The organism is Lacticaseibacillus camelliae DSM 22697 = JCM 13995, from assembly GCF_001436615.1.
Lineage (GTDB): Bacteria > Bacillota > Bacilli > Lactobacillales > Lactobacillaceae > Lacticaseibacillus > Lacticaseibacillus camelliae.
In genome coordinates this window covers 18,317-30,958 of the sequence record NZ_AYZJ01000098.1, presented here as the reverse complement: position 1 = coordinate 30,958, position 12,642 = coordinate 18,317, and the positions used below count along the sequence as shown (strand labels likewise).

Below are 12,642 nucleotides of genomic sequence, written 5' to 3'. Positions count from 1 at the left end.
TTGGACATGGTTTCGTCAGGGCCGAAGACGCGGAAGTTATCCGGGTTCAGCTTGATTAAATCGCGCAGGTAGTCGGACCAGATGAGCATGTCCTGACGCACGTTCTTGCCGCGCTCGGTGTTGTCGAGGGCGTACTTGTGGAAGTCAGGGAGGACCAGTGGCTTGGTGTGGTTGCCCATGTTGGTGATCGGGTTATCCGCCATGCGCTTTGTGCCAGTCGGAGCCATGGCCTTAAGCTCAGGCTTCAACACGCCGTTGTCATCGAATAGCTCTTCCGGCTTGTAGGACTTGAGCCAAGCTTCCAAAGCGTCGGCGTGCTCCATGTGATCACGGGATACCGGGATCGGGATCTGGTGGGCACGGAACGAGCCTTCGATTTTATCGCCGTCCCAGCTCTTCGGGCCAGTCCAGCCTTTTGGCGTGCGGACGATCATCACTGGCCAGTGCGGCATTGTGGTGTCGCCGGTCTCACGGGCGTGCTTCTGGATACTCTTAATTTCTTCGATGGCGGAATCGAAGGCTTTTGCCATTTCTGGGTTCAGCTTCTCCGGGTCATCGCCTTCGATGAAGTAAGGCTTCCAGCCCATGCCGCCGTAGTACTCGGTGAGTTCCTCATCGGTCTTGCGGGATAGGATGGTCGGGTTGGAGATCTTGAAGCCGTTCATGTTGATGATCGGCAAAACGGCACCATCGGTGATTGGGTTGATGAACGTGTTAGAGAACCAGCTGGCCGCCAAGGGGCCCGTTTCGCTTTCGCCATCGCCAATGACGGTGGCCGCAATGACGTCCGGGTTGTCGAGGATCGCGCCGGTCGCGTGGCTCAGCGCGTAGCCGAGTTCGCCGCCTTCGTGAATGGAGCCGGGAATCTGCGCGTTGGCGTGACTGGCGGCACCACCAGGGAACGAGAAGCGCTTGAACAGGATCTTCATACCTTTTTCGTCTTGGGTGATGTTCGGGTAGGTCTCGGTGTAGGTGCCATCGAGGTACGCATTGGAGATCATGACCTGACCACCGTGACCTGGGCCTTCAATGTAAAACATGTTCAGGTCATACTTGTTGATCAGGCGATTCAGGTGCGCGTAAATGAAGTTCTGACTGGCAATGGTGCCCCAGTGGCCCAATGGATTGACTTTCACGTCGCTGGACTTGAGCGGCCGCTTCAGCAGCGGGTTGTCGCGCAGGTACAGTTGACCCACGGAGACATAGTTTGCGGCCCGCCAGTATGCGGTCAGCTTGTCAAAATATTCCTTAGAAGAGTAATCGACTTCGGACATTCAGATCCCTACTTTCTTGGTTATGTTAGCTTGAGTATAACACGTTTTAAGGATTTATGCTTAAAATCGCTTATCTTTGCTTAAAATGGTGTGAGCCTCGGTATTTACCAGAGCAAAAGCTGAAGAAATGCACTCACAGTCGAGGTTCTTCTATATACTGTTAGGTGGAATCGCCCGGAGTAATCTGAAAGAGAAACGAGGCGCTGAGATGAAACTGAGTGACTACTACGACCGGTTCAAACAAATGGGTCACGAGAAAACAATCGACCGCGGGGATGACCTGCTGCGCGAGGGGGATGTTGCCACCCAGCTGTACTTCGTCGAACGCGGCGCAGTGCGGCTGTGGCACAACGATGACGGCCGTGATATTACGGTGCAGTTTTTCTTCGAAGGGCAGGTCGTGTCGTCGTTTGAGAGCTTTTATCTGCGCAAGCCCAGCCTGTTTTCAATCACGGCGATCGAGCCGACGACGGTGACGGTCGTGGATGGTGAGGCGCTGCGGCAGGCGCTGGAAAAAGAGCCCCAGCTGATGGCGGTGTTCACCGATTATGTGTGCCACCGGTTTATCGATTACACGCAGTATTTTCTCAATCGCATTCAGGACTCGCCGGAAGCGCGCTACCAGGTGCTGCTGGCCAGCGACCCTAAGCTGGTCAAGCGCGTGCCGAAGTACGAGTTAGCCTCTTATCTGGGCATCACGCCAGTCTCGCTGTCCCGAATTCGCAGCCGCGTCAAAAAATAATTTCAGAATTAACAATCGTTAATGCTGCGCTGTTCAAACCTCGTTATGCTTACCTCATCAACATTTGGAGGCAAACAATATGACAAACACAGTAATCGTAACAAGTCACCCCTATGACGGCAGCTTCTGCCATGCGCTGATGGCCTCGGCCAAAGCTGGTGCGGAAAAGGCGGGCAACACCGTCGACGTGATCGATCTGGAGGCGGACGGGTTTGACCCGGTCATGCACAGCAAGGACCTGATTGGTTTTCTGAAGCACAAGGCGCAGGACCCGCAGGCCATTGACTACATTGAACGCGTCAAGGCGGCCGATCACCTGATCTTGATTTTTCCGATTTGGTGGGAGCTGATGCCAGCGATGATGAAAGGCTTCATCGACAAGGTGGTTTTCCCTGGCGAAACCTTTAACTACACCAAGGGCGGCGTCGGCATGGCCTCGAACCTGCCGAATCTCAAGTCGACCACCATCATGACCACGATGAACACGCCCAAGAGCCTGTACCGCTGGGTCTTCGGCAATGCCATCCAGCGCGCCTTGGTCCGCGGTACGTTCGTCAAAATGGGGCTCAAGCACGTGAAGTGGATGAGCTGCAACATGGTGAAAAAGAGTTCCGATGCCAAGCGCCAAGGCTGGCTCAAGCAGGCCAATGCGACCGGCGCACGGCAGTGATTGGCAAAGAGCGGTGAATAACCGCTTTTTTTGTCGTCTCACATAAAAAGATCCAGAATCTCCAGCATTCTCATGACCAATGCCAAAGATTCTAGATCTCTTATTTAGTTATTATCACTTTTATCTCGAAGCCTTTACTGAGTGGTGACGTTATCTGTTGGCGCGTTTGACTCTGGCAATCATCAGCAGTGCGCTGACGGCTGCTATCAGTAAACCAGCAATACTATACGTCAGGCGATGGGATTCACCCGTTTGAGGATAAGCCTTCCTTGCATGCTTATCCTGTTTCACACTTGTGCGGTTTGCTTTGATAGGGGCTGGTTTCTTTGATTTGGCCTCAGCCTTGATTGAAGACTGATCAGCTGAAGGGTGGTTGTGACCACGTGAAGCGGCAGTGGACTGACCATGATTGAAGCTAGCATCGCTTCCAGTAGGTTGTGACGGCTTTTTGGTCGGGTTGGTCACTTCGGTTTGGTTGGTGCTGTGGTCATCGAGCGCCGGTTGGCTTGGCTCACTGAGCAGCTTTGGCCGGGTACTACCAGCGGCATCTTTCGTTACTTCAGTCCGAGTGCCAAATAAGTGGATATCGGCAAAGCTAGCGATTCCAGGCCAGGCCGGGTCGGTCGGCTCACCGGGCTCATCAACTTGAATCTTAATGTACCGGTAAGCAATACCCTGCTGGGCTTGATCGATTGCCACTGTCTGCATCTGGTTATCGCGCTTTGTTGTGGTCGTGGTCAGTTTCGTCCAAGTTTTGGCGTCGTTTGAGCCATAAAGATTAGCGCCTTGCGTACGATTCGGAAAACCGGTACGAGCAAGAAATGAGGAGGAGGTGAGTGTCACCCGATAATTCTCGCCGAAGTCTAGCACGGCCGGAGTCATCCAGTCACCGCCGTAAGACGCCGGATCGTTGTCGACCAGTGCGGTGGTATTGAAGGTTTGTTTAGGGTCGAGGCTCAATGTGTCTTTGGTGAGTAAATTGGCAATCGTCATGTCAGGATATGCTGCGTAGTTCAAGCTATGGTCTTCCAGCGTTGGATTGAGCAGCTCGCCTTGCTTGATTGCCTCGGTATATGCTGTAAGCGCTGATTGGAAGGCGGCATCGTCACCATGATCGAGCAGATTGATGACGGCCTTAGCAGCTGTATTAATTTTTGCCATCGAAGCGGTTGTATAAACGCCTTCACTGAGTTGTTGGGTGGCTTGGTTGTACGCGGTGGTCCGGTCCTTTTTAACGCTGATTGTAAAGGTCTTGTTGACGGTTCGCTGACCATTCGTTGCCGTCACTGTGACCGGGTAGTCACCAGCAGCGGTCGGCTTCCAAGATAGGGTGCCATCAGCGGCAAGTTGTAGCCCTTTTGGACCGTCGGCCAACGTTAGGGTGGTGGCATTAGTGGCGCTGAGTTTCAGAGTGATGGTGTGACCCAAGAAGACTGCCGTGTCACGAGCGGTCTCACCAATGACTGGCAGTGCGGCCTGATCGGTGTAGCTGGCTGCGGCAAAAGTGACCTTAGTAGATGACTTGCCCACCACAGCGTAGAAGTCCATGTAAGCTTGGCCGCCGTTGGTCGGGTAAGCGACGGTTTGCCACTGATTTTTGGTATTTGGAAGGGTCAGGGTTTGATAGGCTTTGTTAGGCAAATTGCTTGAGCTGATCAACAACTTTGCCACGCCATTGGTCTTCAGCTTGATTGCAAAATAACCATCTGTCGGCTTGACCAACCCGGCTAAGGCAATTTGTGAGCCGCCACGAGCGGTGGTCGTGTCTTGCGGATAACGCTTGTCGTAAGCTGTTTCTTTGATGTCCTTCTGGTCAGATACGGCTTCGACGGTTATCCCATCCTTTGTCAACTGGGCGTGATTCTCGTCAAGAATCGTGCCGTGTTGAATGAAGCTAACATCAGCATTGGTTGCAGGCGCTGACGGGAAAGTGGCGCTGTCACTGCCCTTAGCTGCCGGCATCGAGAGCCAGTAGTCTGTGCCAATTTCTGTGATCTTATTGTCGCTGTACACGCCCCAGTAGTTCAGTGCGGTTGTGCCTTCATAGAAGGTGGTCCCATTCAGGTGGGTGGCTTGAGTTGCCACTGCCGGGTAGCGCTTGGCGATTTCGGCTGCGGATAGGCCTTCCTGGAATCGGTAGTAGTCGTATAGTTCACTGGAGGTATACGGTTTGTTCATTCGGCCTCGGCCATCAGTGCTGACGGCACCACCGAAATCGATGATGTTTTGAACGCCATCGGCCTCAATGGCTGGGTGCGTAGTGTCACCCGGTTTGGACACTTGAATCCAGGGGATGGTTTCCCCGTCGTTGTACCGATAGAATTGTTCGGCGCCTTCGATTAGCCGGTTGTTGCCGAACTGATAAGGGTCAACAGCGTTGGCTGCAGTCGAGGGTTCACCAGTGGTTGGATCGACTAATGTCCCTTGGTTATTGATCACGCGCGCCAGACCAGTGAAGCAGAATACATCGTCCTTTGCATGGTTGGCATCGCGCCCCATCTCCAGGTGTTCAACAAAGTCCTGCTTGACGGGATTACGGGGGTCGTCAGCACTCATTTGGTGGAAGAGATTGTTTAATGCACCGTTGATGTTTGGTCGCGACGAGCCAGCGTTAACAAAGGTCTGCTCAACCGCATCGGTGTACGCGGCCTGATCATTTTTAAAGATGGCGGCGGCTAGGGCGCCGGTCAACGGATAAAGATGTTGGGCAAAGTATTGATCCTTGGTTTTGATCAGCAAGTTGGTGACTAAAGGATCGATCAAGTTCTGAGTCAGCTTGCTGTTGTCCGTGCTGGTCCAGTTCAGATTGACCTGATTACCCTCAGCATCAGTGTAGAGATTGCCGTCGACGGAGGTGAACTTTAACAGTTCCGCTGCACTGACCATATAGTAAAAGGGCACGGGAGCGTGAATGTGAGCGTCTGCGTAATATTTGAATCCGGCGGGATCCATGTTCTCCCAAGTTCGGACCAGGCGGATGGCATTATAACGATACTGCTTTTGCCCAGTCAGGTAATACATAATGGCCTGCGTGTAGGCACGGAAGCCATCGGCGCTAAGGGTTAACTCCTGGCCAGAAGAAGCAAAAGTGGCATCTTTTGGTGTATCGAAGGTCCCGCTTTTCAAGTTGGCCGCCTTGAAGTCGCGGCTTGCATAAGGACTTTGAACCATGCCTTCATAGTAAGCTTGCCATGGCTGCGCCCCCGTCGCTAACTCGCGGCGCGTGTTTTGAAGTTGCTCTGGATCGACACTGATCGCGGGGTGTAAGAAGCCGTTTGTTTTGGTGATGTTGAGTGTCACCGCATCACTGATTGCAGGATCTGCTGCGGCGTTGGTTTCTTGATTTGGTAGCAGTGCAGTCGTGAAGACAGCAGCAATTGACATGATAAAGCCAAACCAGGCTAATCTGTGTTTCATATCTTTCCTCCTGTAATGTTGTAAGAACCTTGAAGCATGCAATACTTTCACCTCCTGGATAAAATCGCCCACGTGCTTGAATAAGCAAGCAAAATGCCAGATTGTGTCGATTTTATGCCAGTCGGGCGCGAAATTTTGGCGAAAAAAATCGCGGTCCCCAAAACCGCGATTCTTTTCAGTTAGTGCCAGATGGTTTGAATGAAATCCACCAGTGCCGGCCGCCACAGCGAGAAGTCATGAAACCCTTGCTGCTGCTTATAGGTCACCGTTCCCGGGGCGATCTCATCAACGGCCTGTTTGAACGCTCGTGTGTGCGCATCGAGCGGGTCAGCGTCGCCGCAGTACAGATGGGTCGCTGGCACCGGCCCGCCGGCGGTTTGGCGCTGCTGAAACAGATAAACGGCATCGTTCTCGCTGCCTTCAAGGCCCTTGACGAAGACGTGCTTGAAGACGGGATCATCGCGGTGGCGCTTATAGAAGATGAACGCCGGTGAAAAGCCGCCGATTTGGCTGTAGTAGGGAAATTGCAGCCCCAGCTTGACCGCGCCATATCCGCCCATTGAGTAGCCTGCGATGGCCGTGTTGAGGTAAGTGAAGCGCAGGTTAAACGTGGCCCTCATTGCTTGGTAGAACTGCTCGCCGACCGCCACACCGTAGTCTTCGCCGTCCATGTGGTCCGTGTAGAAACTGTTTTCGCCGGTGGGGCAGAAGAACGCGATATTGTGCTGATTGGCGAGGTCTGGCAGGGGCGTGTTCACGAGCCAGGTCTTTTCGTTGGCGTTCACGCCGTGCAACAGGAACATGATGTGCGTCTCGGGTGACAACTGTTTGGGTAGCACCGCGACATAATCCTGATGACGAGAGAGTGCAGTTGCAAAATAACTTCCTTCGATGATCATGTGCGTTCTGCCCCTAAATCATGATTCCTAAGCCGCCGAGCACCGCAGAGATCACGATGACGCCAATCAGCAGTGCGGTCGTGGAGACCTTCTTCTTCCGGAGCAGCCAAATCATCAGCCAGATGATGAGCAGGGGCACGATGCCCTTGAGGATCCCGTCCAGGGTGTCCTGCAGTTTGAACGGCACACCGCCAAACTTGGTGTTGACCGTGAACTTTAGGGGCACGTTGAGGAAACTCATGGCGCCGATCATGATCAGACCCAGCATGGAGCAACCTTTAGTGATGGAGGTGAGGAGCCCACTTTCTTGGGCTTCAGAAATGTAGTTCGCCCCAACCTTGTAACCTAAGACGCCGCCGTAGTAACGAACGAAGTAGTACGGCAGGTGGAACAGCAGCAGGAAGAGAATCGGCCCCAGGACGTTGCCCTGAGTGGCCAGTCCCAAAGCAATCCCGGTCGTGATGACACGCCAGGTGCCGGTAAAGAACGAATCGCCCAAGCCGGCCAGTGGTCCCATCAAGCCGACTTTGAGGCCCTGCACACTTTCTTCGATGTTATCAACGGGCTTTTCCGCGTTCTGTTTCTCCATGGAGTAGACGATCCCTTGAAGGAACGGCAGGAAAACAGGGTTGGTGTTGAAGTACTGCATGTGCCGGGTAAGTGCGGCGTAGTAGTCGTCGTCATTTTTGTAAAGCTTGCGCAGCAGCGGCATCATGGTCCAGCCGAAACCTGGTCCCTGCATCCGGACATAGGTCATTTCACCCATGACAGTGAAGCCGCGCCAGAAGATGCTGTGAATGTTTTTCTTGTCTTCAGTGGTCAAAGTCGTATTTTTTGTACTCACGATAAGAAGTCCTCCATTTCTTTGGAGCCAGTCTTCCCGGTGTCGCCGGTGGCCGGTCCGCTAGGGTTATTCTTGTTGTTCTTACGCTTGCTGAAGTCGGTCAGGACGTAGTAAACCGCGATTGCCGCCCCAAGAACGGCAATCGGCATGGTGCCGAGGTTCAGGTAAGCAGCCAGGATGAAACCAATGAAGAAGAACGGGATCAATTGCTTATCCCACATCGAGTTGACCAGGATCGCCATCCCTAAGGCTGGCAGTGCAGCGGACATGGCAGTCAAGGCGTTGTTGACGAAGCCCGGCATGCTGTCCATCAGGCTCTTAACGGGTTCAACGCCGACCATCATGATCACGAACGCCATGATCGCATAAACGGTAGGGTAGAAGATGATGGCGAAGTAGTGAGCGGCGGTGAAAAGCTTATCATTGTGGTTTGCAACGGCGCGGTCTTCGAAGTCAACGACAAAGTTGAAGAAGACACCGGCAATCAGGTTGAAGAGTAACACCGCGAGTAAGCCGATCGGGATGGATAACGCGACGGCCGCCGAGGTGCCCTTGCCTAGCAAGATCCCGAAGGCAGTGCCGAACACCCCAGCAGAGGCGACATCGGAAGGTACTGAACCACCAACGCTGAAGGTGCCCAAGAAGACGGCCTCGATTGCTGCCCCCATTAGAACGCCTTCGCGCAAGTCCCCAAGCGCCAACCCAACGAGAGGGCCGATCCAGATCGGCCGGATCTGAATGTTGAAGAAACCCCAGTCGAGGAATTTGGTGAGGAACATGATAATGGCAATTAGTAAGGCTTGAATAACCATGTTTAAGCTCCTTTGCTAATGAGTTTGTCGAATGCAATCAGTTGCTGATCAGGTACAATTTGGTAATTGAGGGTGATGCCTGAATCCTCGATGGCCTGCAGGTCGGCGACGTCTTGGTCGCTCAGCCGCAGGTTATCCGTGTACTGTTTCTTTTCTTCTGCCTTACCGACCCGGCCGAAGTTGCCGATGTTGACCCGTGGGATCCCGGAGACGATTTCCGTGACGAAGCGCGCGTCTTGCGGATTATTCACGACGATCAAGCTGTCGAGTTGCTGGATCCGCGGATCGGCAAACAGGACCTTGGCGTTTTCGCGCGTCAACACAATTGCTTTCATGGTGTCAGGGGTCGCCATTTTCAAGGAGGCCGTCTGAATCGGATCATTTGCTGCCTTATCGTTCACGACAATGATCCGACTGACGCCAAGGTTTCGGCTCCAGATCAGTGCGACCTGACCGTGGATCAGGCGTTCGTCAATGCGTAACATTTTTATCAATAAGATCACCTCATCTTTTTTTCTGCAGAATTTGGAACTTAGGCCTTCACCGTTGAATAAGCAACTATGGTGCCAGTAATTGGCGAATAAGACGTGAACCGTGGTTTGACGGGGCTGGCGAAGACATTTATAAAAGCGCCTTCAGGAAATTCTTGTGAACCAGTGAATAAATGGTATGATGTTTTCGACAGAACAGACACGATTCTATAATGTGTCGAAGGAGGCGCACTCAATGGGGGTTCATGAAGTTGGGGCACAAGTGCGGCAGTTGACCGAGGCGGCCTCAAGCTTGGCCGACCTGACCGCGATCACGACGGAAGCAATTGCCAGCGCGGTGCACTTGAGCCGTAATACGACCAGTCAGTACCTGAATGAGTTGCTCAAAGCGCACCAGGTCTTGCAGATCAAGTCACGGCCGACGTATTTTGCCGACCACGAGGCGTTTGCGGCGCAGTTTTTTGTCCCCAAGCTGGACGTTTACCCATCACTAGCCGCCCTTGAACACGAGCAAACGGCGAGAAATAATGTCTTCAAGTCATTCATCGGCAGCGACCAAAGCATGAAGGAGGACATTGACCGCATTATTACCGCCTTGGCATACCCACCCAACGGATTGCCGTTTATTCTCTCCGGGAGCACCGGGGTCGGCAAAAGCTATTTGGCTAAGCTGTCGTATGAGTACTGCGTGCAGGAAGGCATCCTAAAAGCGCACGCGCCATTTCTAACGCTTAACTGCGCGCAGTATTACCACAATCCGGAACTGCTTTCGAGCAACCTGTTCGGCTACGTCAAGGGCAGCTTCACCGGGGCTGTCAGTGACATGAAGGGGATGCTGGAGGCGGCCGATGGTGGGATCTTGTTCCTAGATGAGTGCCATCGCTTGGATCCGGAAAGCCAGGAGAAGCTTTTCTCGTTCATGGATACCGGGACGTTCCAGCGCATGGGGGACACCAGTGCCATTCGCAGATCAAACGTCCGCCTTGTCTTTGCGACGACCGAGGATCTGCAGGAGACTTTCCTCCAGACGTTCATGCGGCGGATTCCAATCGCGGTGACCGTGCCGAATCTCAACGACCGGTCCAAAATCGAGCTGCGGACGCATATCTACCAGGCGTTCATCAATGAGGCCAAACGGCTCGATATGCAGATCACGGTCAGCCCGTGGATCATCAACCGCCTGTACAATCACACCTACAAAGCCAATGTTGGTGAGCTGCGATCGGATGTGCGGATTCTTTGCGCCCGCGTTTTCTCCCAGTCAGACAGCAAGCAGGCCATGACGATCGCCACTGAGAATATCGGCAACGGCTTGCTGACCAATTTGCTGGCCGTCAACGAGCAGGAGACGATTGTCCAAGAGCCGGTGGTTTTCACCCCCAAAAGCGTGCTGTCGGATTACCTGAAAGCCTGGCATGACGACAATACGCTGGTGAAGGAGCTGATTCAGAAATTCTTACGGCTGGAAAATGACTACCAGACCCAGCAGATCACACCGGATGTCGTGAAGCAACAACTGGCCCGAGAAACGGCCGCGCTGATGGAACAGATGGTCCACCAAGACAAGCGTTTCGAAAACGAGTCGCTGAAGTACCTGACGGCGGTGATTCAGAAGCTGTTTGACTACTTGAATTCAAGCTTTTTTGTGAAAATTAAAGGCAACGCCGTCGTCACCATTGCTAATTTTCTGTATCGCAAGCACGACTTTGAACTGACCTTGACTCCGGCTAACGAGGCCAAAATTGAGCACCTGCTGGCGCTGCTGACCGAACACGCGACAGTCGAAAATCAGCTGCTAAAGGCGTTCTTGGACCTGGTCCGGACCCAGCTGGACTTTCGGCTGGATGCCCTGAACCGGCTACTTTTGCTGAGCTACCTGGTCAGCCTTGAGCTGAATGCTGAAGAAACTGGGCAGCACGCCTTGATCTTGGCCCATGGGTTTTCGACCGCCAGTTCAATCGCGGATGTCACCAACCAGTTTCTCAATGGCAAGGTTTTTGATGCGTACGACATGCCGCTGACGGTGTCTGTCGATCAGGTCAAAAGTTTTCTGGTCGATTACGTCAAAAAGTATGATTGTCACAAAGGGCTGATCGTGTTGGTTGACATGGGTTCCCTGATGGTGCTGCCGGAGACCCTGAGCGACTTGCTGACCGGGCCGCTGCTCCTGATCAATAATGTGTCGACGCAAGAGGCGCTTTACGTTGGCGAAATGATCCAGCAGGACGCGGGCATCGATGAGATTGGGCGCCGAGTGCAGGATAAATTGTTGCCACAGTACAAGCTAACTTACCCGGTGATCGAGAAGACACCAATGATCGTCACGACCTGCCACACCGGGGTGGGGTCCGCACGCCAAATCGAGGCGTTGTTAGAACACAGCATTCCGGCTTCCGTGAATTATAAAGTGGAGTCTGTCGACTACGCCTTTTTGCTCAAATATCAGCGGGAAGCGCCGATGTTTAAGCAATACGACGTGGTCGCAATCGTGGGCACCAACGATCCGAAACTACCGGACGTGCCCTTCATCTCACTGGAGATGCTCTTTTCAAACAAGGGGACCGAGGTTGTGCAGCAGTTGTTTCCGACAATTACGGACGCTGAGGAGCTGGCCTCGATCAATGACAAACTCATCCAGAATCTCTCCCTGGAGCGGCTGCTTTCGGCGGTGACGATCCTAGACGTTCATAAGGTGATCAAAATCGTTGGTAAAATGATTGAGCGGCTGGAGGACAGCGCGAAAATCCATCTTTCCAATAATCAGCGGGCGACTCTGTACGTGCACATCTCGGCGTTGATCGAGCGTCTGATTCGCAATGACAAGCCGTTGGAGTATGCGCATGTGACCGATGTTGAGCCACGGGTCCAGGGGCTGGCCCAACTGCGCCGCGCGTTATCCGAGATCGAAACCACTTATGGCGTGACAGTTCCCGAGGGGGAGCTGAATTATCTCTACGACATTGTGTTTACGGACTAGCGTTGCCTTTGCCATAGTTCGACAGTCCCTTGGCATACTCCTTGCTTGTGAAGGGATGAATCAACCTGAAGGAGTCTTATAGATGTCGAGAATAATTCTGGTATCCCACAATCAACTGGCACTGGGGATGAAGGCCGCGGTCGAAATGATTGCGGGGCCTCAGGCCAACTTAGAGGCACACGGGTTAATGCCTGGTGAACTGCCTGACGCGATCATCGCCAACCTGCGCCAAACGATCACTGCGGATCAAGACGTGGTCATTTTGGCAGATATTGTCGGCGGGTCAATGTGCAACGCCGCGATGGCACTGCTCGACCTGCCGAATGTCCGGCTGGTCGGTGGGATGAATCTGGCCTTAGTGCTGCAACTGGTCTTGGCCTCTCCAACTGATCCGGTGCCGCTGAGTAAAGCCATTAAGAATGCTAAAAAAGACGTTCGCGAGGTGGTCCTGGACCTCGATGCGGATGATGATTTTTTCTGAGCCGATGGCACCCTTTGTTTTCCCTGATGGATCAG

Annotated in this window: 9 protein-coding genes and 1 pseudogene; 4 read left to right on the top strand and 6 right to left on the bottom strand. The window is 53.3% G+C overall.

Annotated elements, in window-relative coordinates; translation table 11 throughout:
- Nucleotides 1–1,274, bottom strand: a pseudogene (locus FC75_RS13095) (phosphoketolase family protein); the annotation flags it as partial.
- A 208-nt stretch (nt 1,275–1,482) separates the two neighbouring features.
- On the opposite strand from FC75_RS13095, the gene FC75_RS12155 reads away from it, so the two are divergent.
- Nucleotides 1,483–2,016, top strand: coding sequence for a Crp/Fnr family transcriptional regulator (locus FC75_RS12155; RefSeq protein ID WP_054662699.1), 534 nt, complete (start codon nt 1,483–1,485; stop codon nt 2,014–2,016).
- A gap of 79 nt (nt 2,017–2,095) precedes the next feature.
- Nucleotides 2,096–2,686, top strand: a complete 591-nt coding sequence (locus tag FC75_RS12150) for an NAD(P)H-dependent oxidoreductase (protein WP_054662696.1) — start codon at nt 2,096–2,098, stop codon at nt 2,684–2,686.
- A 150-nt stretch (nt 2,687–2,836) separates the two neighbouring features.
- Here FC75_RS12150 and FC75_RS12145 read toward each other — a convergent pair whose 3' ends face one another.
- The 5 genes from FC75_RS12145 to FC75_RS12125 form a co-directional block, all read right to left on the bottom strand.
- The gene (locus FC75_RS12145; protein WP_056989991.1) at nt 2,837–6,103 is read right to left on the bottom strand and encodes an LPXTG cell wall anchor domain-containing protein; all 3,267 of its coding nucleotides are present in this window, start codon (nt 6,101–6,103) and stop codon (nt 2,837–2,839) included.
- A gap of 179 nt (nt 6,104–6,282) precedes the next feature.
- Nucleotides 6,283–7,002, bottom strand: coding sequence for an alpha/beta hydrolase (locus tag FC75_RS12140; protein ID WP_054662684.1), 720 nt, complete (start codon nt 7,000–7,002; stop codon nt 6,283–6,285).
- Between the two features lie 13 nt (nt 7,003–7,015).
- The gene (locus tag FC75_RS12135; RefSeq protein ID WP_056989990.1) at nt 7,016–7,846 is read right to left on the bottom strand and encodes a PTS system mannose/fructose/sorbose family transporter subunit IID; all 831 of its coding nucleotides are present in this window, start codon (nt 7,844–7,846) and stop codon (nt 7,016–7,018) included.
- Complete coding sequence (locus FC75_RS12130) at nt 7,843–8,658, bottom strand: PTS mannose/fructose/sorbose/N-acetylgalactosamine transporter subunit IIC (protein ID WP_056989989.1); 816 nt, start codon at nt 8,656–8,658, stop codon at nt 7,843–7,845. Before FC75_RS12130 ends, FC75_RS12135 begins: the two co-directional genes overlap by 4 nt.
- 2 nt (nt 8,659–8,660) lie before the next feature.
- The gene (locus FC75_RS12125; RefSeq protein ID WP_054662673.1) at nt 8,661–9,143 is read right to left on the bottom strand and encodes a PTS sugar transporter subunit IIB; all 483 of its coding nucleotides are present in this window, start codon (nt 9,141–9,143) and stop codon (nt 8,661–8,663) included.
- 241 nt (nt 9,144–9,384) lie between these two features.
- On the opposite strand from FC75_RS12125, the gene FC75_RS12120 reads away from it, so the two are divergent.
- Together FC75_RS12120 and FC75_RS12115 are read left to right on the top strand one after the other, a co-directional pair.
- A complete protein-coding gene (locus tag FC75_RS12120; protein WP_056989988.1) occupies nt 9,385–12,126 on the top strand; it encodes a sigma 54-interacting transcriptional regulator in 2,742 nt (913 codons plus the stop codon).
- An 82-nt stretch (nt 12,127–12,208) separates the two neighbouring features.
- Nucleotides 12,209–12,607: a PTS sugar transporter subunit IIA gene (locus FC75_RS12115; protein WP_056989987.1), complete on the top strand. Its 399-nt coding sequence runs from the start codon at nt 12,209–12,211 to the stop codon at nt 12,605–12,607.
- Nucleotides 12,608–12,642: the final 35 nt, after the last annotated feature.